This is a genomic window from Faecalicatena contorta, assembly GCF_022835095.1.
In the GTDB taxonomy this organism is placed as follows: domain Bacteria; phylum Bacillota; class Clostridia; order Lachnospirales; family Lachnospiraceae; genus Faecalicatena; species Faecalicatena contorta.
The window spans coordinates 4,144,965-4,170,563 of record NZ_BQNQ01000001.1 but is presented as its reverse complement, the minus strand read 5'-3'; the positions used below and the strand labels follow the sequence as shown (position 1 = coordinate 4,170,563).

24 protein-coding genes are annotated in these 25,599 nt (G+C 46.4%); 15 read left to right on the top strand and 9 right to left on the bottom strand.

Annotated elements, in window-relative coordinates; genetic code table 11:
- The first annotated feature begins 59 nt into the window (after positions 1-59).
- The 3 genes from MWG26_RS18670 to MWG26_RS18660 all read left to right on the top strand — a co-directional run bounded on the left by MWG26_RS18670 (position 60) and on the right by MWG26_RS18660 (position 3,990).
- A complete protein-coding gene (locus MWG26_RS18670; protein WP_025656113.1) occupies positions 60-758 on the top strand; it encodes a response regulator transcription factor in 699 nt (232 codons plus the stop codon).
- Positions 730-2,934 (top strand): sensor histidine kinase, encoded by a 2,205-nt coding sequence (locus tag MWG26_RS18665; protein WP_117441101.1) that lies wholly within the window; start codon positions 730-732, stop codon positions 2,932-2,934. The genes MWG26_RS18670 and MWG26_RS18665 overlap by 29 nt, the downstream gene beginning before the upstream one ends.
- A 123-nt stretch (positions 2,935-3,057) precedes the next feature.
- Positions 3,058-3,990: a type II CAAX endopeptidase family protein gene (locus MWG26_RS18660; RefSeq protein ID WP_025656115.1), complete on the top strand. Its 933-nt coding sequence runs from the start codon at positions 3,058-3,060 to the stop codon at positions 3,988-3,990.
- 75 nt (positions 3,991-4,065) lie between these two features.
- Here the strand turns inward: MWG26_RS18660 and hydF are convergent, their stop codons facing one another.
- From hydF to MWG26_RS18640, 4 genes are all read right to left on the bottom strand, one after another.
- Positions 4,066-5,277: a [FeFe] hydrogenase H-cluster maturation GTPase HydF gene (gene hydF, locus MWG26_RS18655; RefSeq protein ID WP_025656116.1), complete on the bottom strand. Its 1,212-nt coding sequence runs from the start codon at positions 5,275-5,277 to the stop codon at positions 4,066-4,068.
- Positions 5,278-5,300: 23 nt separating this feature from the next.
- On the bottom strand, positions 5,301-6,722 hold the full coding sequence (gene hydG / locus MWG26_RS18650; RefSeq protein WP_025656117.1) for a [FeFe] hydrogenase H-cluster radical SAM maturase HydG: 1,422 nt from the start codon (positions 6,720-6,722) through the stop codon (positions 5,301-5,303).
- Positions 6,723-6,779: 57 nt separating this feature from the next.
- Entirely contained in the window at positions 6,780-7,862 is a 1,083-nt protein-coding gene (hydE, locus tag MWG26_RS18645; RefSeq protein ID WP_025656118.1) for a [FeFe] hydrogenase H-cluster radical SAM maturase HydE, read from the bottom strand.
- A gap of 105 nt (positions 7,863-7,967) precedes the next feature.
- Positions 7,968-8,216 carry a TM1266 family iron-only hydrogenase system putative regulator gene (locus tag MWG26_RS18640; RefSeq protein ID WP_025656119.1) on the bottom strand — a complete coding sequence of 83 codons (249 nt, stop codon included), beginning with the start codon at positions 8,214-8,216 and terminating at the stop codon, positions 7,968-7,970.
- A 335-nt stretch (positions 8,217-8,551) separates the two neighbouring features.
- Between MWG26_RS18640 and MWG26_RS18635 the strand changes: the two genes are divergently transcribed.
- The 9 genes from MWG26_RS18635 to trxB all read left to right on the top strand — a co-directional run bounded on the left by MWG26_RS18635 (position 8,552) and on the right by trxB (position 18,971).
- Positions 8,552-9,460, top strand: a complete 909-nt coding sequence (locus tag MWG26_RS18635) for a trans-4-hydroxy-L-proline dehydratase activase (protein WP_025656120.1) — start codon at positions 8,552-8,554, stop codon at positions 9,458-9,460.
- Position 9,461: 1 nt separating this feature from the next.
- The gene (hypD, locus tag MWG26_RS18630; protein WP_025656121.1) at positions 9,462-11,837 is read left to right on the top strand and encodes a trans-4-hydroxy-L-proline dehydratase; all 2,376 of its coding nucleotides are present in this window, start codon (positions 9,462-9,464) and stop codon (positions 11,835-11,837) included.
- 81 nt (positions 11,838-11,918) lie between these two features.
- Positions 11,919-12,401, top strand: coding sequence for an ureidoglycolate lyase (locus tag MWG26_RS18625; protein ID WP_025656122.1), 483 nt, complete (start codon positions 11,919-11,921; stop codon positions 12,399-12,401).
- A 120-nt stretch (positions 12,402-12,521) separates the two neighbouring features.
- On the top strand, positions 12,522-12,821 hold the full coding sequence (locus tag MWG26_RS18620; RefSeq protein WP_025656123.1) for an acylphosphatase: 300 nt from the start codon (positions 12,522-12,524) through the stop codon (positions 12,819-12,821).
- A 25-nt stretch (positions 12,822-12,846) separates the two neighbouring features.
- Complete coding sequence (proC, locus tag MWG26_RS18615; protein ID WP_025656124.1) at positions 12,847-13,641, top strand: pyrroline-5-carboxylate reductase; 795 nt, start codon at positions 12,847-12,849, stop codon at positions 13,639-13,641.
- A 210-nt stretch (positions 13,642-13,851) separates the two neighbouring features.
- On the top strand, positions 13,852-14,445 hold the full coding sequence (locus MWG26_RS18610) for a TetR/AcrR family transcriptional regulator (protein WP_025656125.1): 594 nt from the start codon (positions 13,852-13,854) through the stop codon (positions 14,443-14,445).
- 4 nt (positions 14,446-14,449) lie between these two features.
- Positions 14,450-15,145, top strand: a complete 696-nt coding sequence (locus MWG26_RS18605; RefSeq protein ID WP_025656126.1) for an anaerobic ribonucleoside-triphosphate reductase activating protein — start codon at positions 14,450-14,452, stop codon at positions 15,143-15,145.
- A gap of 253 nt (positions 15,146-15,398) precedes the next feature.
- Positions 15,399-17,765, top strand: a complete 2,367-nt coding sequence (locus MWG26_RS18600; protein ID WP_117441100.1) for a ribonucleoside triphosphate reductase — start codon at positions 15,399-15,401, stop codon at positions 17,763-17,765.
- Positions 17,766-18,068: 303 nt separating this feature from the next.
- The gene (gene trxB, locus MWG26_RS18595; protein WP_025656128.1) at positions 18,069-18,971 is read left to right on the top strand and encodes a thioredoxin-disulfide reductase; all 903 of its coding nucleotides are present in this window, start codon (positions 18,069-18,071) and stop codon (positions 18,969-18,971) included.
- 285 nt (positions 18,972-19,256) lie between these two features.
- Here the strand turns inward: trxB and MWG26_RS18590 are convergent, their stop codons facing one another.
- The 5 genes from MWG26_RS18590 to MWG26_RS18570 all read right to left on the bottom strand — a co-directional run bounded on the left by MWG26_RS18590 (position 19,257) and on the right by MWG26_RS18570 (position 23,259).
- Entirely contained in the window at positions 19,257-19,757 is a 501-nt protein-coding gene (locus tag MWG26_RS18590) for a DUF6106 family protein (RefSeq protein ID WP_025656129.1), read from the bottom strand.
- A 1-nt stretch (position 19,758) separates the two neighbouring features.
- Complete coding sequence (locus MWG26_RS18585) at positions 19,759-20,667, bottom strand: PucR family transcriptional regulator (RefSeq protein WP_044926905.1); 909 nt, start codon at positions 20,665-20,667, stop codon at positions 19,759-19,761.
- 87 nt (positions 20,668-20,754) lie between these two features.
- A complete protein-coding gene (locus tag MWG26_RS18580; protein ID WP_025656130.1) occupies positions 20,755-21,867 on the bottom strand; it encodes an ABC transporter ATP-binding protein in 1,113 nt (370 codons plus the stop codon).
- 216 nt (positions 21,868-22,083) lie between these two features.
- Positions 22,084-22,338, bottom strand: a complete 255-nt coding sequence (locus tag MWG26_RS18575) for a helix-turn-helix domain-containing protein (protein ID WP_025656131.1) — start codon at positions 22,336-22,338, stop codon at positions 22,084-22,086.
- 36 nt (positions 22,339-22,374) lie between these two features.
- Positions 22,375-23,259, bottom strand: coding sequence for a hypothetical protein (locus tag MWG26_RS18570; protein ID WP_025656132.1), 885 nt, complete (start codon positions 23,257-23,259; stop codon positions 22,375-22,377).
- Between the two features lie 220 nt (positions 23,260-23,479).
- Between MWG26_RS18570 and MWG26_RS18565 the strand changes: the two genes are divergently transcribed.
- The 3 genes from MWG26_RS18565 to MWG26_RS18555 all read left to right on the top strand — a co-directional run bounded on the left by MWG26_RS18565 (position 23,480) and on the right by MWG26_RS18555 (position 25,595).
- Positions 23,480-24,346, top strand: a complete 867-nt coding sequence (locus MWG26_RS18565) for a DMT family transporter (RefSeq protein WP_025656133.1) — start codon at positions 23,480-23,482, stop codon at positions 24,344-24,346.
- A gap of 46 nt (positions 24,347-24,392) precedes the next feature.
- Positions 24,393-24,992: a hypothetical protein gene (locus MWG26_RS18560; protein WP_025656134.1), complete on the top strand. Its 600-nt coding sequence runs from the start codon at positions 24,393-24,395 to the stop codon at positions 24,990-24,992.
- Positions 24,993-25,076: 84 nt separating this feature from the next.
- The gene (locus tag MWG26_RS18555) at positions 25,077-25,595 is read left to right on the top strand and encodes a peptidylprolyl isomerase (RefSeq protein WP_025656135.1); all 519 of its coding nucleotides are present in this window, start codon (positions 25,077-25,079) and stop codon (positions 25,593-25,595) included.
- Positions 25,596-25,599: the final 4 nt, after the last annotated feature.

The window sequence follows — 25,599 nt, the reverse complement described above, 5'->3', positions numbered from 1 at the left end:
GGGTCAGACCCCTCTGCAAAAGGGTCAGACCCCTTTGAAAAAAATATCAGGAGGAAGTTATGGAAACGAATCATATATTAATCGTAGAGGATGACAAAGAAATCAGGGAAGGTGTTCAGATTTACCTGCAAAGCCAGGGCTATAAGGTGTTTCAGGCTGCAGATGGAGTGGAAGGCCTGGAAGTTATGGAGAAAGAGGAGATTCACCTTGCAATCGTGGATGTGATGATGCCAAGGATGGATGGAATCAGAATGACGATGAAGCTGAGGGAGAAGTATGATTTCCCGGTGATAATGCTTTCAGCGAAATCCGAGGAAGTAGATAAAATTATGGGCCTGAATATCGGGGCAGATGATTATGTAACAAAGCCGTTTACGCCAATGGAATTGATGGCAAGGGTGAATTCACAGCTGCGGCGTTACCGGAGGTTTATGGAGAAACTGGAACCTAAGGAAAATGTGCATGTAATCGGCGGCCTGGAGATCAATGAGGATACGGTGGAAGTATTTGTGGATGGCAATTCGGTTAAAATGACACCAATTGAGTATAAGATTTTGCTGCTTCTGGCAAAGAATCCGGGGCGTGTATTTTCTGCGGAGGAAATTTATGAAAGGGTATGGCAGGAAAAGGCTATAAGTACGGATACGATTATGGTTCATGTACGGAATATCCGGGAAAAAATTGAGGTGGATCCAAAGAATCCAAAATATTTAAAGGTGGTGTGGGGCGTTGGATACAAAATTGAAAAACAGTCATAGACTGGCTGTATTGCTGGCAATTGCGGTAGTGCTTATCTGTTCCGTGGGGATGGTTCTGGCTTACCCTGTATTTTCGAGGGAAATGCAGGATAGGCTGGATGGGAGCAAGGTAAGTAATGATGAGGTCATACAGATAGCCGGTGGGCTAATTGAGGGGAATTATATATTATACAATGAGGTATATGAGGAAACTGACAGAGCATATGTATTACAGGAGTATGGCGGCGACCGGTTCGATCTTTTGAGAAAATATATGGATTATGAAGTATTCGACTGGGATGGAAATGCACTTCTGGAGAGCAACAGTAAGTCAGTACTAGAAAATCTGGTAAAAAAAGAGGATACCACTTATGCCTTCCGCGTGGCATTTACTTTCCAGGATGACGGAGAGTTGTCCGATATCCAGGTGAACGGGAATATGCTGGACGAGAGGACAGAATATGAGATTGAGCAGTATCTTCTGGATCAGCAGGTGACAAATTACGAATGGCGGGGGATTTCCGAGCCGACAGAGGTGCAGATCGTTTATGGCGTGACAGAGGAGAACTTGAATTCTTATATTGATAGCAATGGGCTCAATATCGATACTTCGGTAGCTGCACTGATGTCAAATTCTATGTTCGGCGGTTTTTTGTTTCTGTTTGCAGCCATATTGGCAGTAACAGCGGTATTACTTTCTGTGAAAAAGAGTTTTGCGTTTGGAGGAGAGAAAGTATTCAGTGCTCCATTTGAAATCGTTGTGATTGTGCTGGGCATACTGGCAAGTGCTATATATTATCCGGCCAAGGTTGTTTGGATTACACTGGGGGGCGGGGCTGCAGAGTATTTAACCGGCAGCAGTGGAGCGCCGAATTCGGCAATGTCAGCCATAATGAATGTGGCTGTGTGGTTTGTAACATTTGGCATAGCATTCTGGGGCTTTGTCAGTTTGAGTGCGATGCTTACTATGAAAAAAGAATATTGGAAGCAGAGATCTTTATGTGTAAGGTTTCTGCGCTGGATGAAACGAGGTGGTGATGAATATGGGGAAAAAGTAAAGAAAGGAGCAGGCGGTATATGGAGCGGGATTAAGCGGTTCTGCAAAAGGCAGTATGACGTGCTTATGCACCTGGATTTCCAGGATAAAACAAACCGGACGATTTTTAAGATCATCGCAATCAATTTTGTTGTCCTGGTAGTTGTATGCAGTCTGTGGTATTATGGAATTGTAGCGCTCATCATTTATTCCGTTGTACTATTTCTCTTTTTGAAAAAATACTCTAATGATATCCAATCCAAGTATAAGCTGCTTCTCAGTGCCACAAATCAGCTTGCAGAAGGGGATCTGGATACACCGATTGAAGGAGATATGGGGATATTCAACCCCATTCAGGAAGAGATTAAAAAGATTCAGAACGGATTTAAAAAAGCCGTGGAAGAGGAAGTAAAGAGTGAACGGATGAAAACAGAACTGATCACCAATGTTTCCCACGATCTTAAAACACCTCTGACTGCAATTATCACGTATACGGATTTGGTTAAGAACGAAACAGAGGATGATAAAAGGAAAGAGTATATTGACGTGCTGGAACGCAAGTCCCTGCGGCTGAAGGTTCTGATCGAGGATTTATTCGAAATCAGCAAAGCAACCAGTAAAAATATAACCATGAATTTTATGCGGGTCGACATCGTTGATTTGCTAAAACAGGTGGGCTTGGAATATGATAATAAAATAAAAGAAACAAACCTGGATTTCCGTTGGAGCCTTCCGGAACACAAAATCGTGCTTTGGCTGGACAGCCAGAAAACATACAGGATTTTTGAAAACCTAATTGTGAATATTACGAAATATGCCATGCCGCATACCCGCGTATATGTGGAGATGAAGGATCTGGACCACCAGGTGTATATCTCTATGAAGAATATTTCAGCCACGGAGCTGAGCTTCAACACAGACGAAATTACGGACAGATTTGTCAGGGGTGATGCATCAAGAAATACAGAAGGCTCAGGACTGGGGCTTGCAATTGCGAAAACATTTACCGAGCTGCAGCACGGAAACCTAAAGATATCGACAGAGGCGGATCTGTATAAGGCGGAAATTACCTTCCCAAAACGGCCCGAAGTATCGGAGCCTCAGGGCGAGGGAGCACGACAAAATGAAACAGCGCAGGATGGAAATAGAGAAATTAATTAGTTTCTAACTGCTTTAAGGGGGTCAGACCCCTCTGCAAAGGGGTCTGACCCCCTTGAACTCCGTTTTCAGAATTGTTTTACATTTTAAGATTAACAAGCAGGTTTTTAGAGGGGGAGTTAATAAATGAGTAAGAATTATAAACAACTCAAGGTCTGGCAGGGATTGGTAGTCCTGGCATCAGCTGCAGTCGTAATTTTTATAGTATCACCTACGATCCTGTCACCCTTTGGGATCTACGGATCTTTATTGGCGGAATGGCTGATGCTTGCTGCCGCATTGGGACTGGTTCTTGCGTTCCGGGGGAATCCGAGAGAACTGTTTCCATTCAGAAGACCGGCAGGCGCCGGTGTTTTTGGCACCTTTTTGATGTGGGTGGGAGCGTTTCTTATAGAAATGACACTTGTTCTGCTTGTGAGCATTTTCTTCATGGAAGAAATGCAAGGAGTGAATGCGGGGCTGAGTTCCGCGATGATGAATATACCGTTTCTGGCGGCAGTACTTATAGTAGCGGTCACACCGGCGGTTTGTGAGGAGATAATTTTTCGCGGAATTTTTCTAAAAAGCCTGAAACCACATAAGTATAAATGGGTAGCTATATTGATAAGCGGAGTTGTATTCGGCGCATTTCACGGAGACATTTTCCGGTTTATCCCGACTGCCATCGGCGGCGTTGTCATGGCTTGGATCATATTGGAAAGCGGAAATATGTTCTATAATTGTTTCTTTCATTTTATAAATAATCTTTTGCCCATTATTCTGCTCTTTGGAATGAAAGATGTTTATGCGCAGCTCGGGGTGTGGAACGAAATTGGGTACGAATCTACATCGATCCCCATGATGAGTGCAGGGGTGTATATGATGATGTGTGCGGCGGCTCCGGCCTGCATTTACATCGGAAATTATCTGCTACACAGTCGAACGCCGGGGTACAGGGATAAACTGTTTCCGAAAGGAAAACCAGGAGTTGTAATAGGGCTGATTGTCATTTCTGCCGTATTATTTTTCTGTGGCGCGGGCCTTGCAGTGTATGGTGTTATTTCTTTACAGACAATATAAAAACCGGTTCCGTGAAAATACACGGGAACCGGTTTTTATATTGTAAAACAATTCTGAATATGGTACTCAAAGGGGTCAGACCCCTTTGAAAATCTCGATACTCCGATCCAGGATCCCCTTCATATGAGCGATAGCGATTCCATAGTTCGTGATAGGAATATTCTGATCCTGTGCGCATTGCAGGCGGTACTTCATTTCCCGCTCGTTGAGGGTACATCCTCCGCAGTGGATGATCAGTTTGTATTTTGACAAGTCCATTGGAAATTCAGTTCCACTGGAAAATTCATAGTTTACTTTTTTACCGGTATGGCTGGCAATCCAGCGGGGCAGTTTTACTGTTCCGATATCTTCGCATTGGCGGTGGTGGGTACAGCCTTCCGATATCAGGATTGTATCCCCTTCTTCCAGTGTATCAAGAGCCTTTGCCCCGTTTACAACGGTCTCCAGATTTCCTTTATAACGGGCAAAAAGGATGGAGAAGGAAGTCAGCGGTATATCTAAAGGCACCGCAGCAGCCACTTTTTCGAAGGCCTGGCTGTCAGTGATTACGAGTGCGGGGGGATTACCGAGCTTCTCCAGAGTTTCTTCCAGTTCGGTTTCTCTTGTGACGATGGAAATGGCACCGGATTCCAGGACATCACGGATTGTCTGCTGCTGCGGCAGGATCAGCCGTCCTTTGGGGGCCGCTTTATCAATCGGAACGACCAGAACCACAAAGTCGAATGGCTTAATCAAGTCGTAAACGATCCGCCGCTCATTCTCTGCCGGCGCCTGCCGGGCAATCAGTTCCTTGAGCTCGTGGATATTCTCTCCGGTAACGGTACTCACTGCGATGATTCTGTCTGAGGGGACAGCAGGCATACGTTCGGAAAAATCGGTATTGGAGCCAGGCGCCAGATCGGATTTGTTCAAAACAACTACATAAGGGATTCCCTTTTTCAAAATCCGTTTGAGTATCCCCGTATCTACATCTGTCATGCCGGAAGTGCCGTCAATGATAAGAACCGCGATGTCTGTCTTATTCAAGATCTGATATGCTTTCTGAATTCTGAGCTCTCCCAGTTCCCCGGTATCGTCAAGCCCCGGCGTATCTATCATAACCACGGGACCAAGCGGCAGCAATTCCATCGCCTTGAGAACCGGATCGGTGGTCGTGCCTTTGATGTCCGATACGATGGCAAGATTCTGCCCGGTAATCGCGTTGATAATACTGGATTTCCCGGCATTTCTCCTGCCGAAGATGCCGATATGTACTCTGTCTGAAGAAGGTGCTGCATTTAAACTCATAAAAATACCCCCTGTAATTTAGTTTAGAAGCGGAAATCTCTTCTGTTATCCTGTTCAATCAGACGCAGATTATCGATTACAACTGCACGCGCTTTCTCGTTAGGCACATTCAACACTTCTTTATCGATCAGTTTATCTCCGAGAGCCTTTGTCTCAGGTGAAGCATAATCCATCAGATATTCCTTCAAAGTCATCAGAGCATTTGGATGGCAGCAGTTCTGAATCTGGCCACTCTTACAAAGAGACATGAAACGGTCGCCGGTACGCCCTTCCCGGTAACAAGCGGTACAGAAACTTGGAATATAATCCATCTGCATCAGCCAGCGGACAACCTCGTCCAGCGTTCTTTTATCGCTGACATCAAACTGTTCGGATTTGGCATCGTCCGGCTCTGGTTCGCAGTAACCGCCCACGCTCGTGCGGGATCCCCCGCTGATCTGCGAGATACCCAGGTGGAGCACTCTCTCACGGCATTTCTGGCTCTCTCTTGTGGAAATGATCATTCCTGTGTATGGGACTGCAATTCGGATACAGGCAACAATCTTGGCAAAAGTGTCATCGTCGATTCCGTTGTCAAAGGAATCTGCATCAATATCATCGGCATGGCGCAGACGAGGGACACTGATCGTATGAGGCCCCACGCCAAAAGCCGCTTCCAGGTGTTCCGCGTGCATAAGAAGGCCGGCAAACTCATAGCGGTATTTGTCCAGCCCGAACAGCACGCCAACGCCTACATCGTCAATTCCGCCCTCCATTGCGCGATCCATTGCCTCTGTGTGATAATCATAGTCGTGTTTCGGACCTGTTGGGTGAAGCTGCAAATAGCTCTCTTTGTGGTACGTCTCCTGGAACAAAATGTAAGTGCCGATGCCGGCCTCTTTCAGAAGGCGGTAATTATCTACAGTAGTAGCCGCTATATTGATGTTTACACGGCGGATAGCACCGTTCTTATGCTTGATACTGTAAATCGTTTTGATAGATTCCAGATAATAATCCATCGTATTACGGACCGGGTCCTCCCCCGCCTCCAGAGCCAGGCGTTTATGCCCCATATCCTGCAGCGCGATTACCTCTTTGCGGATCTCCTCCTGGGAAAGCTGCTTCCTGGCAATGTGCTTATTCTTGCTGTGATAAGGGCAGTATGTACATCCGTTGATACAGTAGTTGGACAGATAAAGAGGCGCAAACATCACAATGCGATTGCCGTAAAAGTCTTTTTTAATCTGTTCCGCCAGTTTAAAAATTTCCTCATTCTTCTCCTCTATCTGACAGGCCAGCAGCACAGAGGCCTCACGGTGGGTAAGCCCCTTTCTTTTCTTCGCCTTCTCAATCAGAGAATCAATCAGGGCTTCATTACATTTGTTCTCGTCAGCATAAGCCAGTGTCTCCAGGATTTCTTCATGGTTAATAAAATCTTCGGCATGTTTGGAATTCACATCATACATTTAGGTATCCTCCATTTATGATTGTATAGATATATTTAATAGAAACAGGTTCAGGTGTTACTCTGAAGCAACAGCAGCGCTCAGACTGCGGGACAGAGCCGCCGTGTTGAGCGAGTCACCCCGGGAAACAGCAATTTGATAGCCGATCGACTCCATACGGCGTTCCAGGCATTTCCGGCATTCCGCTGCTTCATCTCCGGTGCAGATCTTATTGTCGTAGAGCAGGTAATCTCCCCGTACCTCAACGGGCGAAAGGTTGGGCATGACCACATTGGCACCGGCCAAAATCCCTTTTTCCCTGCCGTCCGGAGCAATGGTTCCAAGGGCAGTAGTTGCGGGAAGCAGTACTTTTGGCAGCATCAGGCGGAGCAGCCCCAGCATAAACAGTGTCAGTTCCAGCGTTCCGGCTGCGTATTCGGCAAAAGGTGTTTCATGGTGGGGAATAAAGGGACCGATTCCTACCATCTGCGGATCCAGCTCCTTAATAAAAAGCATATCGCTGGCCAGATTTTCCGGCGTCTGGAAGGGAGAACCAACCATAAAACCGGTACCTGTCTGATAGCCGATTTCTTTCAGATCCCAGAGACACTGCTGGCGGTGGGCTGCGGACAGGGATTGTGGATGAAGCCGCCGATAGTGGGCGGCATCAAAAGTCTCATGCCTGAGAAGATAGCGGTCCGCACCCGCATCAAAAAGAAGCTGATAACTCTCACGGCTCCTCTCACCGAGAGAAAGAGTAATGGCGCAATCGGGAAAATGCTGCCGTATACTTTGCACGATATCCGCCATAATTTCATCGGTATAGCGGCCATCCTCCCCACCTTGCAGTACAAAAGTACGAAAGCCAAGGCCATACCCCTTATGGCAGCAGTCCAGTACAGCCTTCTTATCCAGCCGGTAACGGCGGGCACTGCGGTTGCTTTTGCGGATTCCGCAGTAGTAGCAGTCGTTTTTACAGTAATTCGTAAACTCAATCAGGCCGCGGATATACACAGCGTGTCCATAGTATTTATGCCGGACTGTACGCGCACGTTCAAACAAATATTTTGCCAGTTCTGGCGTGCGGCCGCGGATAAGAACCGTCCATTCTTCCCTGGAAAGCGCACCGGTCTGTTCCAGTTTATCAATCAAATGCTTCATAGAAAATTCTCCTTTTTAATGGGCACGCCAAAGCGGCACCCGGACTCTTTTATACCCAAAGGGCATTCCGTAACACATGGCCTGACGGGCGGGTCTGCCAGTTCCCTACTTCGTCTTGGCATAAATCGTTTTCGTACTGACACCAGGCAGCATACCCAGCTTCCCGGAAAGAGCGCTGATAACATCATTCGGCGCGTCCATGGCAATACTGATAATGGAAATATTCTTTTCCCGATATGGAATGCCCATTCTGCCCACAATGTACTGTCCATATTCACTGAGCAGATGGTTCAGCTCCTCCACCGAATCAGTACAGTCCAGAACGATTCCAATCAAAGCAATTCTCGTCTCCATAAAACCTCCTTATATCCTCAGAATATAGACAAGTGCAAAAAAATACCTGCACCAAAGGCGCAGGCGATAAAAAGGGGAAGACTTCCCCTTTTGGAAACGAGAAAAATCCCGTATCAATCATCTCTGTGCGCCTTCTTACTCAGGTGTAACCCTTTATAATCAGAACGAATTTTAATAAATTATAGCACAATAAATAAATATAAACAACATATTTCCTTTCCTTTGCGTTTTTATTGACAAAATGGATGGTGTGTGTTAAATTTAGACTAAAGTACAAACATTGGTCTAAATTACGTTTTTATAAGCACATCATAAGGCAAGCGAGGGTTGGAATCATGAGTCTGATAACGAATATTCAGAAGTATTCTATCCATGACGGAGATGGAATACGGACGACGGTTTTTTTCAAAGGCTGTCGTTTGAGGTGTGTCTGGTGCCACAATCCGGAGACGCAGAGTTTTAAGAAGGAGCTGCTGTGCGACAATGAAAAATGTGTGGGCTGCGGAGGCTGCGCGGCTGTCTGTCCGAACGGGGCTGTTGAAATGTTCGGACAAAAAGCCGTTACCGACAGGGCGAAATGCACGGCCTGTGGGATATGTACGGATTATTGCAACCGGAACCTCCGGGAGATAGCGGGAAAAGAATATACGGTCAATGAACTTGTGAAGGAGCTCAGGAAAGATGAGATGTTTTACGAGGAATCCGGCGGAGGGGTTACGCTTTCCGGCGGAGAAGTGATGGCGGCTGAGATAGAATTTGTGGAGGCGCTTGCGAAAAAGCTGTATCACTACGGGATCTCTGTCACGATCGATACATGCGGGCAGGCGCCGTATGAAAATTATAAACGGATTCTGCCTTATACGGACACTTTTTTGTATGACATCAAGACATTGGATACGGAGCTGCACAAAAAGTATATGGGGGCCGGCAATGAGCTGATTCTGGAAAATCTGGAAAAGCTGAGCCGGGACGGGGCCAGAATCTATATCCGTATTCCGGTCATCAAAGAAGTGAACGGCAATGAGGAAGCGATGAAGGCGATGATCCGTTACCTTCAGGAGAAAAACATTCATGCAGCAAGAGTGAACCTGCTGCCATATCATAACACGGGCTCCGGTAAATACCTAAAAGCGGGCATGCGCTACGAAGGGGCAGACATGCATGCACCCGACAGGGAAGAAATGAATCATTTTGTAGAACTATTCCGGAAAGCCGGATTCCAGGATGTAAAAATAGGAGGTTAAGATGGAAGAAAGAGGAATGAATGCACGCATAAAGGCTCTTAGAAAGCTGAGTCTGGATACACCTGCGCATATTGATCTGGAGCGGGCGCTTAGTGAGACCGCTACCTACAAGAAATATGAAGGCGAATTGTCTGTACCGGAGCTGCGCGGACAGGTATTAAAGGATTATTTTTCAACAAAAACGCTGTATATCGGTGAGGGCGAGCTGATTGTGGGGGAGAAAGGGGATTCCCCGCAGGCGGCTCCGACATTTCCGGAGCTGTGCTGTCATACAGTGGAAGATATGCATGTCATGAACGACAGAGACCTGATTAACTTTAGGGTAAAGGAAACAGACTATAAAGTACAGGAAGAAGTCATGATTCCATACTGGGAAAAGCGTTCTATGAGGAGCCGTATTCTCCGCCAGATGACACCGGAGTGGAAAGACGCCTATGAGGCCGGCATTTTTACAGAATTTATGGAGCAGAGAGGGCCGGGACATACGGTTGGCTCTGTGAAAATTTATGAAAAAGGTTTTCTGGATTACAAAGAAGATATTCAGAATGCGATCGACAAGCTGGATTTTATGAACGATACGGAAGCATTTGATAAGAAGAATGAACTGGAAGGCATGAAGCTGGCCTGCGATGCAATCATGATACTTGGGGAAAGATATGCTGCATATGCACGTGAACTGGCAGCAAAGGAGGAGGATGCAGGGCGCAGAGAAGAGCTTCTTCAGATTGCAGCCAACTGTGATGTAGTTCCCGCCCACAAGCCAAAGACTTACTGGCAGGCAATCCAAATGTACTGGTTTGTGCATCTTGGCGTGACAAGCGAACTGAATCCCTGGGATGCATACAGCCCGGGACGCCTGGATCAGCATCTGAATCCGTTCTACGAAAAGGATGTGGAGTCAGGAATTCTGGATGATGACAGGGCGCTGGAACTTTTAGAGTGCCTTTGGGTGAAGTTCAACAACCAGCCTGCTCCTCCAAAAGTGGGGATCACATTGAAGGAGAGCAGCACTTATACAGATTTTGCAAATCTGAATACGGGCGGCATTACACCGAACGGAGAAAATGGGGTGAATAATGTCAGCTATCTGATTCTGGACTGTATGGACGAGATGAAGCTGCTGCAGCCAAGTTCCAATGTACAGATCAGTAGAAAAACGCCTCAGAAGTTTCTGAAGCGTGCCTGTGAGATCTCCAGAAAAGGCTGGGGACAGCCCGCATTTTATAATACGGAAGCTATCGTTCAGGAGCTTCTCAACGCAGGAAAATCACTTGAGGATGCAAGACGCGGAGGAACCAGCGGCTGTGTGGAGACGGGCGCTTTTGGAAATGAGGCTTATATTCTGACCGGATATTTTAACATACCGAAGGTATTCGAGCTGACATTGAATAATGGGTTTGACAAGATGACCGGTAAGCAGCTGGGGTTAACGCTGGGCCATGCGGCAGATTTTGCTTCATATGACGAGTTGTTTGAAGCATTTAAGAAGCAGATGAAGTATTTCATTGATATCAAGATTAAGGGAAGCAATGTGATCGAAAAGATTTACGCCGAATATATGCCCGTGCCGTTTCTTTCAATTATTACGAATGACTGTATTTCCAAGGGAAAAGATTATAATGGCGGCGGTGCAAGGTACAATACGAAGTACCTGCAGGGTGTGGGCATCGGTACGATTACAGACTGCCTTTCCGCTGTGAAATACCATGTTTATGATAATAAAACATTTACCATGGAAGAATTGATGCAGGCGCTGGATGATAACTTCGAGGGGCATGACCGTATTGCGAATCTGGTGCGCAATAAGGCCCCAAAATACGGGAATGACGATGACTATGCGGATGATATTATGCGCTCTGTGTTTGAGTATTACAGGAGCCAGGTAACGGGGCGTCCCAATATGCTGGGGGGAATGTACAGGATTAATATGCTGCCGACGACCTGCCATGTGTATTTTGGTGATGTGATGATGGCGAGCGCAAACGGGCGTCTGGCGCACAAACCGGTATCCGAAGGAATTTCTCCGGAGAAGGGAGCGGATACCAACGGACCGACAGCTGTCGTGAAGTCCTGCGCGAAGATGGACCACCTGCAGACAGGGGGGACACTGCTGAACCAGAAGTTCACTCCAAGCGTGGTGTCGGGAGAAGAGGGGCTGGAGCAGATGGCAAATCTAGTGCGCACGTATTTCAACATGGATGGACACCATATACAGTTCAATGTGATTGACAGAGAAACCCTGATCCAGGCACAGAAGCATCCCGATGATTACAAGGATCTGATTGTGCGTGTGGCAGGCTATAGCGACCATTTCAGAAATCTGAGTAAAGCGCTGCAGGATGAGATTATTGAAAGGACGGAACAGAATTTTCACTGATATTTCGTCTGATGACAGGTTTCACTTTTGAGGATTAAGTGGTAAGATATAAGAAAAATATAAGATCCTTGGAGGTATAAGATGAGAACAATCAAAGCACAGAAACTGACAGCGGAAGCATTTTCAAAGTATGGAGAGTTTTATAACCTGGTGGAGCCGGAGGGGAACGCACTTGGGGCATTCTATAATGACAAGGTAGCGCTCCCTGTTTCCGGAAGGGTCCCGGTCACCTTCTCATCTCTTGTCACAGAAAAAGCAGACAAGATGATCGTTAATTCTGCAGAGTATCATAATTACACGGGGGAAGGAATCCTCCCGCTGGACGGAGATGTTGTGATTCATGCAGCGCCTCCGACAAAAGACCCGGTACCGCAGCTGACAGAAGCCTTTGTTGTGCCGAAGGGAACCGTGGTGAAGCTGAATACGGGCGTATGGCACCTCGCACCGATGCCGGTAGAAGAAGAGGTGGTGCATGTACTGATTGTTCTGCCGGAAAGGGTTTATGCGAATGACTGCTGCGTGGTGGATTATCCGGAGGAAGACTGGATTGAGATTGAACTGTAGAAAACAGCAGGCAGCCATGGATAAAAGAGAGACTGTCTGGTTTTCCGGTGCAGTCTCTTTTCCGGCTGTAAAGGGGCCTGACCTTTGTATCAGATAAGAGGAAAGTAAAAAGGTGGGAATATGTCAGAAGTTAGAAAGCGCATCGTATTTTATGGCCGTGTCCAGGGTGTAGGCTTCCGTTATACAGCCAAGTATCTTGCACAGTCACTGCAGCTGACTGGATGGGTGAAAAATGAATGGGACGGCACGGTAACCATGGAAATCCAGGGGCGGGAACCAATGATAAACAAATTGTTGGTGGGATTGAACCAGGGACATTTCATAACAATAGAATGGATGGATACGGAAGAAATTCCTACAGAGAAAGAAAGCGGTTTCACCGTGCGGTCAAAGGGGTCTGACCCCTTTGACCATGATTGATAAAAATTAAACGAGGAGGACAACTATGAAATTAGGATTTATTGGAACAGGCAATATGGCAGGCGCTATTATGGGCGGCATTATTAAAGAGGGGATTTTCAGTGCTGAAGAGATTATCGGTTCGGATGTCTTTGAACCGGGAAGAGAAAAGGCCAGATCTTTATATGGAATTAACGTAACAGCAGATAACAAGGAAGTTGTTGAGAAGTCAGAGGTAGTTGTCCTTTCTGTAAAACCACAGTTTTATGCATCTGCAATTGAGGAAATCAAAGAGATCGTCAGGGATGACCAGATCATAATTACGATTGCGCCGGGAAAAACACTGGCTTGGCTGGAGGAACAGTTTGGCAAAAAGGTAAAAATAGTCCGTACTATGCCGAATACGCCGGCAATGGTAGGAGAGGGGATGACGGCTGCCTGTCCGAATGAGTACGTGACAGAAGAGGAACTGAAGTATACAGTCAGTATCTTAAGTGCGTTTGGAAAAGTGGAAGTAGTACCGGAGAGACTGATGGATGTTGTTGTTTCTACAAGCGGAAGTTCACCGGCCTATGTATTTATGTTTATTGAAGCAATGGCAGACGCTGCAGTTGCCGATGGCATGCCGAGGGCACAGGCATATAAGTTCGCTGCACAGGCCGTATACGGCAGCGCCAAGATGGTACTGGAGACGGGAAAACATCCTGGAGAACTTAAAGATATGGTGTGCTCTCCTGCAGGAACTACGATAGAAGCAGTCAGAGTCCTGGAAAAGAATGGATTCAGAAGCGCGGTAATTGAGGCAATGAAAGCCTGCACGGAGATATCAAAAAATATGTGAGCTTTATTTTATAGATTTGCTTAAAGCATCTGTAAAGGGCCGGATTCAGTAAAAAGAATCCGGCTCTTTGTGAAATAACTAACAATCAGCATCAGAGGGGTCAGACCCCTCTGCAGACTCTGTCGAGTTAACTTTGAGGTTTTCTTTCCACTTATTGAATTTTGTGTTAAAATAGTTATTAAGAATTCTATCAAAGAAGGGCTGGAGATTATGGCGAAATCTAAAGAAAATAAGGGCGTGAAAGCAAGGCTTGTATCCGCTGCATGGCAGCTGTTCCACGATAAGGGATATGACCAAACAACGGTAGACGATATCATTGAACTTTCGGGTACTTCCAAAGGTTCATTTTATTATTATTTTGACACAAAGGATGAATTGCTCAGCACGTTATCTACAGTGCTGGATGATTTTTACGAAGAGCTTTCTGCGGAGATAGATCCGGATATGAATAATTACGATAAGCTTTTGTACCTGAATTACAGAGCACATTCTATGATCGAGGAGAAGATCAATATAGACCTGCTGGCATCTTTGTATTCCACGCAGCTGACCGCTAAGGGGCAGAGACACCTTCTGGACAGGAACAGAGTGTATTACCGGCTGATCACAGGTATCGTGGAGGAGGGCCAGAAAAATGGTGAGATCCGCCAGGATAAGTCTATCACTGAGATTACCAAGTATTACTCTCTGTGTGAGCGTGCGCTGATTTCAGACTGGTGCCTGAGCAGGGGGGACTATTCACTGGGAGAATACAGCCGGGAATATATGCCGGTCATGATGGAATATTTTAAAATTGAGGAGTAAGCAGATGAATATTCAGGGTTTGCAAAAACTGACACTTTTGGATTATCCGGAGAAAGTGGCGTGTACGATTTTTACCGCAGGGTGTAACTTCCGGTGTCCTTTTTGCCATAATGCTTCGCTGGTTACCCACGTGGATGTGAATCATAACATACCAGAGGAAGAAGTATTTTCTTTTCTTAAGAAACGCCAGGGGGTTCTGGACGGCGTATGCATCACGGGCGGGGAGCCATTGTTACAGCCGGATATAGAGGACTTTATAAAAGCGGTAAAGGACCTGGGATACGCGGTAAAACTGGATACAAATGGAAGCAGTGCCGCCCGTCTGAAGCGGCTCGTAGATCAGCGCCTGGTTGACTATGTGGCGATGGATATAAAAAATGCTCCAAATAAATATGGTATGACGATCGGGATCGAGGGTTATCATTTGGAAGATATTCTGCAGAGCGTGGATTTCCTGATGTCAGGAGCGGTGCCCTGCGAATTTCGAACTACGGTTGTCAGGGAATTTCATAAAAGGGAAGATTTTGCAGCTATTGGACGTTGGCTTCGGGGAGCTGAAAAATATTATCTGCAGGGATTTGTGGATTCCGGAGATCTGATCAGGCCGGGGCTGCGCGCTTATACAAAAGAGATTATGGAACAGGCTCTGGAGATTGTAAAAAGAAATATTCCCAATGCTGAACTCAGAGGAGTTGAGTGAAGTCTACCGCCTCAGGCAGGCTGTATGGGATGTTAAAGTAGCGCGGGACGGAGTATGCAGCTTGAAAGGTCAGATCCTTACATAGGAAATTGTATCTATATCTAGTTGGAAACGAAAAAGTTGCATACTAGATATTGTTGTTCTTTGTTGACAAGTGAAAAATATGGTGATAGAATATTTTCAGATGCCCAACTGGATCCGGTTGGGCAAAAATTATCTGACTTTGATTTAGAGAAAGGGGCGACCGTACAATATGTATCAGGTTACAAAAAGAGATGGGAAGGTAGCTGACTTCAATCTTGCCAAGATAGGGGAGGCGATCAGGAAGGCATTCGAAGCCCAGGAAAAGCAATACAATCAGGACATAATCGATCTGCTGGCGCTGAAGGTTACGGCAGATTTTGAACCAAAGATTAAAAAAGGCATGGTATCCGTGGAGGATATTCAGGACAGTGTGGAGTCCGTGCTGATAAAGGCAGGATATGCAGATGTTGCGAAAGGTTACATTTTATACAGAAAACAGAGGGAGAAGATTCGGAATCTGAATTCAACCCTGCTGGATTACAAAGAAATTGTGGACAGTTATGTGAAGATTACCGACTGGCGTGTAAAAGAGAATTCAACAGTGACCTATTCTGTCGGCGGTCTGATTCTCAGCAACTCCGGCGCTATCACAGCGAATTACTGGCTGTCTGAGATTTATGACGATGAAGTGGGGAGAGCGCACAAGAATGCGGACATTCACATTCATGATCTGTCCATGCTTACCGGTTACTGTGCAGGATGGTCCCTGAAACAGCTGATCCAGGATGGCCTGGGCGGCATTACGGGCAGGATCACGTCGGCACCGGCCAAGCATCTGAGCGTACTCTGCAACCAGATGGTTAACTTTCTGGGAATCATGCAGAATGAATGGGCAGGGGCACAGGCATTTTCATCCTTTGACACCTATCTGGCGCCCTTTGTCAAGAAAGACAATCTGACATATCCGGAAGTAAAGAAATGTATCGAATCCTTCATATACGGCGTAAATATACCGTCACGCTGGGGGACTCAGGCTCCGTTCTCCAATATTACACTGGACTGGACAGTACCGGGGGATTTGGCAAATCTTCCTGCTATAGTAGGAGGCGTTCAGCAGGATTTCACCTATGGTGACTGTAAAGCAGAGATGGATATGATCAATAAGGCATTTATCGAGACGATGATTGAGGGGGATGCCGAGGGCAGAGGATTCCAGTATCCGATCCCGACTTATTCCATTACAAATGATTTTGACTGGTCTGATACAGAGAATAACCGTCTCCTTTTTGAAATGACAGCGAAGTACGGAACTCCTTATTTTTCAAATTATATAAACAGCGATATGGAACCGAGCGATGTCAGAAGTATGTGCTGTCGTCTGCGCCTGGATCTGCGTGAACTGCGCAAGAAATCCGGCGGTTTCTTCGGAAGCGGAGAGAGTACAGGCTCTATTGGCGTAGTTACCATCAACATGCCGCGTATTGCATATCTGGCCGAGGATGAGGCAGGATTCTATAAACACCTGGATAAAATGATGGATATTGCAGCAAGTTCCCTTCATACAAAGCGTATTGTCATATCAAAGCTTATGGAGGAAGGGCTGTATCCTTACACAAAGAGATATCTTGGTTCCTTTGAGAATCATTTCTCCACAATTGGGCTGATCGGCATGAATGAGGCCGGCCTGAATGCAAAATGGATCCGAAAAGACATGACAAGCGCAGAGACCCAGCAGTTTACCAAAGATGTACTGAACCATATGAGGGAAAGACTGTCTGATTATCAGGAAATGTACGGAGAGCTGTTTAACCTGGAGGCAACTCCTGCAGAGTCAACCACCTACCGTCTGGCAAAACATGACGTGGAACAGTTCCCGGATATCATTACTGCTGCTGAGGGAGACGGAACACCGTATTATACAAACAGCTCACATTTGCCGGTTGGCTATACCGAAGATGTATTTGAAGCACTTGACATTCAGGATGAGCTTCAGACACTCTATACATCTGGGACTGTATTCCATACCTTCCTTGGAGAAAAACTGCCGGGCTGGAAAGCAGCGGCATCATTGGTTAAGAAGATCGCAGAGAACTACAAAATGCCATATTATACAATGTCACCGACCTATTCCATCTGTAAGAACCATGGATATATTTCCGGAGAACAATACAAATGCCCGCACTGCGGAGAGGAAACGGAAGTATACAGCCGTATTACGGGGTACTACCGTCCTGTAAAGAACTGGAACGATGGTAAGACACAGGAATTCAAGGACCGCAAGGTGTACGATATCAGCAATTCCAAGATGAGCATACGGACACATGAGGCACAGAAGGCGGCAGAAGAAGTGGCTGTTCCGGCGGGAGAAATGAAAACTCTCCTCTTTACAACCAAGACCTGTCCGAACTGTAAGATTGCAACCAGTTCTCTGGAAAAAGCAAATATAGCCTATGAGATTGTAGATGCAGAGGAAAATGAAGAACTTGTGAAAAAATACGGTGTAATGCAGGCTCCGACACTGGTTGTAGTCGGTGAGGATGGCGTGCAGAAAATGGCAAATGCTTCGAATATAAAAGCGTATGCCGAGGCACACTAGTACATTATATAATAATTAACTGCCACATAAGCCGACCTAAATTTCCGATAGCACTGCTCCCCAAGCCTCAGCGTAACCCACTACGCCTGCGTTTGTGGAGCAGCACTCTCGAGAATTTATCTCAGCTTATGAGTCAGTTACTTATTTTACGATGTACTAGAGTATAACAGATAAACGGCAGTGGCGGGCGGAGAGGAATCGGTATCCCCCACTGACATGAGTTCAATCTACGCATCATGATAGGATGTAGGCGTATTCTGTGAAATTACCGGGCGTGTATTGAAATAACAAGGAGGGCTGATTATGTATGATATCGGAATTATCGGCGGCGGTACGGCAGGCATGACTGCGGCAATATATGGACAGAGAGCCGGGAAACGTACATTAATTATTGAAAGTATGAATTTCGGAGGGCAGATTACTTCTTCCCACAATGTAGAGAATTACCCTGGGATTGCAAGTGTAAGCGGCAGTGAATTTTCCATGAATCTGCTGGATCAGGCGATGAAGTTGGGAACAGAGACCGTGATGGAACAGGTCACGGGTATCCGGGATGAGGACGGCTTAAAGATCATAGAGACTGCAGGAAAAGAATACCCATGCAGAACCGTGATTATCGCCACAGGAGTCACGCACCGGCACTTAGGACTGGAAAAAGAGATCCAGCTCACCGGCGCAGGCATATCTTATTGTGCCACCTGTGACGGTGCATTTTTCAAAGGCCGTGATGTTGCGGTCATAGGAGGCGGAAATACGGCGCTTCAGGATGCGGAGTTTCTTTCCAACTACTGCAAAAAGGTATATCTGGTACACAGAAGAGATGAATTCCGCGGTGACAGCAGTCTGGTAGACGCACTGAAGGCAAGAGATAACGTAGAATTCGTGCTCAGTGCTACAGTGAAAGATATCATAGGAGAGACCATGGTAGAGGGCCTGACCCTGAACAACAAAAAGACCGGAGAAGATTTCAAAATAGACGTAGCAGGAGTATTTGTGGCAATCGGACAGATCCCCCAGAACCAGGTATTTGCCGAATTCGTAAAACTGGATGCGGATGGATTCATACTGGCTTCCGAGGACTGCATGACCTCCCGGCCAGGTGTGTTCGCAGCAGGAGACTGCCGTACAAAAGAAGTGCGCCAGCTCACAACAGCGGCGGCAGATGGGGCGGTAGCGGCTTTAGCGGCTTGTAAGTATTTGGTTTGATGTCCGCCTGTCTTGGATGTTGTATGCGGCGCAGGCCGGGTGCATCCTGGCGGTAGACGCCAGTGGCAAGAAAGATCCCGTGCAGCAACTAAATATACACCGCACACCGTTACAGGAAGCCCCCTCTTATTTGGAGTATTATCTACCGATTGGATGAACCGAGCTGTATGGGGGCGCGGCAGGGCTCTCTGGGATGCTCTTTTGCGGTGTTACAGCCGCAATACGCATCCCAGAGAGCCCTGCCGCGCCCCCATACAGCGCCCCTTTTAGCCACACCTATCCGTCTCAATCCAAATAAAGCTTCATCCCCATCCAGGATTTCATGTGGTTCAGCATGGTTTCATCTGGTTCTATGATGATGCATGTGTTTTTCTGGTTCAGCTGGATCATGATGGAGTAAGCTTTTGCTTTGGCATCCTGTGAGGAAAAATCCAGGGTCTTTTCCGGGTGCTGGGAGTTCAAGCGCGGTGATCCTTTTGGCGCTATGATTTCGGCCTGCTGGATGTCAAATGTGAGCAGTTTTTTTCTCTTAGATTTGCTGTAGATGGCATCTACTTCCATATCGTGGTTCAGCAGTGTGTATTCGTATTCCACGCTTAGCTTAGGGAATACAAAATAGTATGCCAGGAAAGCGAGGACGACTGTGATGATTACCCCTAGAAAACCGATGAACATCATGGAAAACACGAGGATCAGGGCGAGGGCCGCGATGATGAGGATACGGATTACGGTATCCAGCGGGCGGGATTTGCGGGCTACAAGTTGTTCATAAAAAGCATCATTCATATCAGGAGTTCCTTTCTGTTTGTAAATAGTTAATGACCATGGTAGCAATTTTGAAGGTCATGGCATCCTCGAATCTGCGGATGTCCAGGCCTGTCCTTTTCTCAATCTGTTCCAGCCGGTAGATGAGGGTGTTTCTGTGCATATGCAGCTGTCTGGATGTCTCGGCTATGTTTAAGTTATTTTGGAAAAACTTGTTGATAGTAGATGTCGTCTCCTCATCAAATGCGTCCGGAATATCGCTTCCAAAAATCTCTTTCAGAAAATTTTCGCATAAGCTTACCGGCAGCTGGTAGATCAGTCTTCCAATGCCGAGCTGATCGTGAGGAAATACGGTCTGCTCGGAATAAAACAGCTTCCCAACACGCAGCGCCAGGCTGGCTTCCTTAAAAGCGCCGGGCAGTTCCATGAGCGTACTGATACTTCCACTGTATGCGACCTGCACATGTGTCAGCGCCTCCATATTCAGTGTGTCGACGATCATGTGTGCAATCCGGCTGATGTCGCCATCGGTGTCCGAGGACTTCCGTGGGCGTAGTATCACGAGGTTCTTTTCGCCCATGGAAACAAGGTTAGTTTTGGCCTGTGAGGGAAACAAATTCTTAAGAATCTCTATGACAGTATCATCCAGAGCGTTTTTGGTTTCCACCAGAAATAGAGTCCTCTGAGATTCCGGATCGATGTGGAGACGGATGGCCCGCTCATAGATGTCATATGCCGGAATGCTGTCCGTCATCAGGCTTTGCAGGAAATGATTCTTGTTGTATTTTTCCCGGTATGCCTGGGCGAGACAGCGGACTTGTGTCAGCGCATTTTCAAGCTCTTCCGGCGTGTCTGCGCGGACTTCGAGCGTCATGCCGGTTATTCTTTTTAGTTCGGACAAAGCTTTTACAAGCTCTGGTGTGTTCTCCATAATCATCCCTCGTATAGATAGAATTGAAGAGGCTGCACTTTTATAGTACAGCCCCTCTCTTAATTATTATAATATTATTCTAAAGCATTAGTTGGAAATCGTCAACTCTGTATCTTTATCGAATACGTGAATCTTTTCCATATCCAGTGCGAATACAGCATCATCACCATTTCTCAGTGTTGTGCGCGGATTAACGCGGGCTGTCATCTGAGTGCCTTCTACGTCAAAATACAGATATACTTCTGCGCCGAGCAGCTCGTATACTTTAATCTTGGATTTAATTACGCTGTCAGGTGAGCTTGCGATAAATGCCTCTGAATCATGTACGTCCTCCGGACGGATGCCCAGGATTACTGTCTTGCCGTTATAGCCGCCATCGATCAGAGCTTTTTTCTTGGAAGCAGGTACCTTGAGTACATGCTCGCCAACGGTCAGTGTAACATCACTGCCTGCTACATTTACAACTGCATCCATAAAGTTCATCTGCGGAGAACCGATAAATCCGGCAACAAACAGGTTGCAAGGTGTATTGTAAAGATTCTGAGGTGTATCTACCTGCTGAACAACGCCGTCTTTCATAACAACAATTCTGGTTCCCAGTGTCATAGCCTCTGTCTGGTCATGTGTTACGTAGATGATTGTAGCTTTCAGATTTTCATGAAGCTTGGAAATCTCGATACGCATCTGGACTCTCAGTTTCGCATCCAGGTTGGAGAGCGGCTCATCCATCAGGAATACCTTAGGATTACGAACGATAGCACGTCCCATAGCAACACGCTGTCTCTGACCGCCTGACAGAGCCTTTGGCTTACGGTCGAGTAATTTTTCCAGGTCAAGGATTCTGGCAGCCTCACGAACTTTCTTGTCTATCTCGTCTTTCGGCATCTTACGAAGTTTCAGACCGAACGCCATGTTATCGTATACAGTCATATGCGGATACAGAGCGTAGTTCTGGAATACCATCGCGATATCGCGGTCTTTAGGCTCAACGTCATTCATAACTTTTCCGTCGATTTCAAGAGTACCGCCTGAAATATCTTCCAGACCTGCGATCATACGAAGTGTCGTGGACTTTCCGCATCCTGATGGTCCTACGAAGATGATAAATTCTCTATCTTCAATCTCAAGGTTGAAATCTTTTACTGCCTGAAATCCATTTGGATATACTTTCTGAATTCCCTTTAATGATAAACTTGCCATTTGTACAGCCTCCTTAAAATATTGTTTCGTTGTATTTTAGATTAAAACAGCATTTCCTTGCTTTCTGAATTCAGTATAATAAAAAAAAACAAAATGGACAATGTCACGAGTGACCAAAAAAATTTAAAAAATGTGTACATTTCGACCATAGGCATTAAATCCATCCAGCTGTGTTACGGTTCATACCCCCCAGGCATGTACAGCACAGTCAGCACATCAACCCAGCTGTTCCTTTATTTCGGGGATGGAAAGCCCCTGCAGACGAAAGCTCCGGATACGTTCGATCTGTCTTACTGCATTTTCACGGGGAAAGCGGCGGGTCAGGTTTTCCTCGGCCTGTTCGAAGGGCAGCATGCCTTCCTCGGTATAATACTTCAGGGTGCTGTAACGCACACCGGTGATACGGACGAGCTCACCGATGGAGACGTATTCAGATGCAAGTATAGTTTCCATAGAACGTTGTCTTGACATTAGAATCTCTCCTTACTTTTCTTAATGTACGGGCGGCTACATGACATAACGACGCAGACGGACGCCCTGGACGGGGGCTTTTACCACAATCTGTGTGGGAATGCACTCATAATGGAAATTATCCACTTTCAGGAGCGGCACGGTCCCGGCGCGCAGGACATGCACCTCGTGTCCCTTATCTTCCAGCCGGCGGATGACACATTCCAGCCGCTTATCATTGCCGGAGAACCAGGCGTCAGCCTCAATGAAGATGGACTGGGAGCGCTCGAAAAACGGGCAGGCGAACAAAAGTCCGGTTCCAAAGGGCGTTGTAAAAATTTCCTCCTTTTTCTTCAGAAATTTTTGGCTGAAGGCTTCAAATGCGTGACGGGTCTGGATGGGGAATAATTGCTTTGCTAAGTGCGAATCCAGATACAGCTGGTTGATCCGTGTGGCAAGGTAACCCTGCTCCGCGCGGGTAAAGAGATCATAAAAGCATCCGCTTTCGCGCAGCAGCCAAAACAGGCAGATGACATCATCAGTAACATTACCGTCTTCCATAAGTTCCGCGCGCATGCCCTCTGTTTGCCGTGTGTATTCCGCCACATTGCTGCAGTATTCAAAAATATTAACTCCGGCAGTTACATAAAATAAATCACTAGCCAGAAGATTAGGAATCTCGGTCAGCAGATTCTTTTCAGCCAGTATAGCCTTGATCTCTTTCTCGGTCTGTTTGAGTATACGGGAAGAACCATCTGCAGCAGATTTTAATTCCTGTTCCAAAGTATCCTGGTCCGGCCAGACAGCATCCAAATACTTCTCTAAAATCTCCGCTGCTGCGATACAGCGCAGGGCGGCTTTTTTAGCTGTCGTCATATGCAGGCTGTCCTGGGCGTTAAGTGCAATAAGGGCAAAACGTTCTTGTAAAGTTAATTCTGACATAAGACCCCTCCTTTTTTACCGTGTATTAAGTTACTACTTATTACTTACTACTTACGATTTAAATATACAACAAAAACAGTGAAAATGCAAGAAAAAGTTCAAAGGGGTCTGACCCCTTTGAAGCCGCCGCGGTTTATGCTATACTATATTTTGTTTGATAACATAGTCGGTGTTACGATCTAAAAGATCGAGAAAGATATAGGGAAAGGCGGAAATGGGGATGGAAAACCGGAAGAATGGTCTTGCATCGATACATATTGCAGTGCTTTTATTCGGCCTGGCAGGCCTTTTTGCGAAGTGGGTGGATCTGCCGGCAGTGATTATCGTACTGGGGAGAGTCATATTCTCCTCTTTGTTTTTGTTGTTTCTGCTGAAGATAAAAAAGGAATGTCTGCGACTCCTTTCGGGCAGGGATTTCCTGTTGATGATTACGGCGGGGATTGTATTGGCTGTACACTGGACCACTTTTATGCAGTCGATACAGACGTCTACGGTTGCCGTTGGGACGCTGACATTCTCAACGTTTCCGTTATTTGTTACGTTTTTGGAGCCGGTTCTCTTTCGGGAAAAGCTGCGGCTTTCCAGTGTGGTTTCTGCTTTTATTATGCTGTGCGGGGTTTTGTTTATTGTACCGGAATTCCGGCTGGAAAATACCATGACGCAGGGCGTAGTCTGGGGGATGACCGGCAGCTTGTCCTATGCGGTATTATCGTTAATGAACCGGATGTTCATGGAGAAATATACAAGCAGCCTTACGGCATTCTATGAACAGGCCACGGCAGGCATAGTATTGCTTCCTTCGGCCTTTTTGCTGAAACCCGCGGTCAACGGGAAAGATATTCTGGTGCTTCTTCTGCTGGGAGTAGTATTCACCGCCGTGGCACATACTATGTATATTGACGGACTGGGAACGGTGAAAGTGCAGACGGCAGGTATTATATCCGGGCTGGAATCGGTCTACGGCATATTGGCGGCGTTTTTGTTCCTGGGAGAAAAGCCGGGGATAAAAGAGCTTGCCGGCGGCGTGATTATACTTGGCGTAGTATTTTATTCTACATTTGCATCAGCCAGGTGCCGGACAAAGTAACGGCAAAACAACATGAACTTGACGGCAGAGTACTTTGGAGGTAAGGATGAAGAAATTATTAGACTATTTTATGATAGACGGCGAGGTAGGAGGGGACCAGGACTGGTTTACCAATGTAGTGATGCATGTTGGCGGCTGCGCGGCGGCTACTGCCTGCGACAGCTGCATTTATTTCGCAATGTATCAGGGGAAAAAACACTTATATCCGTTTGATGTGGAAAATCTGACCAAAGAGGAGTACATCCAGTTTTCCATGAAAATGAAACCATACATCAGGCCGCGGGTGGGCGGTGTTAAAAAGCTGTCCATGTTTATAGAAGGATTTGAAAAATATCTGCGGGACTGCGGTGATACAAGGCTTAAGATGTCAGGCTTTGACGGCAGCCATACCTTTGCAGAAGCAGCAGATTTTATAAAAGGGCAGATTGACGCCGGATTCCCTGTGCCGTATCTGATGCTCAGGCACAAAGACCCAATATACAAAGACTTTGTATGGCACTGGTTTCTGTGTTTTGGATACGAAGAGAAAGAAGGGGATCTGCTTATCACGGTGGCCACATACGGGGAGGCCAGCACATTTTCGCTGAAGGATCTGTGGGATACGGGGTATGAGGAAAAGGGCGGCCTGATCAGGTATATGGAATAGTATACCTATGGCTGATTGACGAATGCACTGTAATCCGCTACAATAAAGATAATTATTTTTTTATAGAAAAGAGGAGTTGATATTATGGAAAATCCAATCGTAACATTTGAAATGGAAAACGGGGACATTATGAAGGCAAAATTATATCCAAACATCGCCCCAAATACTGTGAATAACTTTATATCTCTTGTGAAAAAAGGATTTTATGACGGACTGACTTTCCACCGTGTAATCAGCGGATTTATGATTCAGGGAGGATGCCCGGACGGGACAGGCATGGGCGGCCCGGGATATAGAATCAAAGGCGAATTCACACAGAACGGCTTTTTGAATGACCTGCCGCATTCACCGGGAGTTCTCTCCATGGCACGTGCGCAGCACCCGGATTCAGCAGGATCCCAGTTCTTTATCATGCACAGGCGTTCACCATTTCTGGATGGAGCATACGCTGCATTCGGAGAACTGACTGAGGGGATGGATGTTGTGGAAAAGATCGCAGAGACAGCTACAGATTACAGTGATAAGCCTCTGGAAGCACAGGTTATGAAGAAAGTAACGGTAGAGACTTTCGGAGTTGAGTACGAAGAACCGGAAAGAGTGTAGAGGA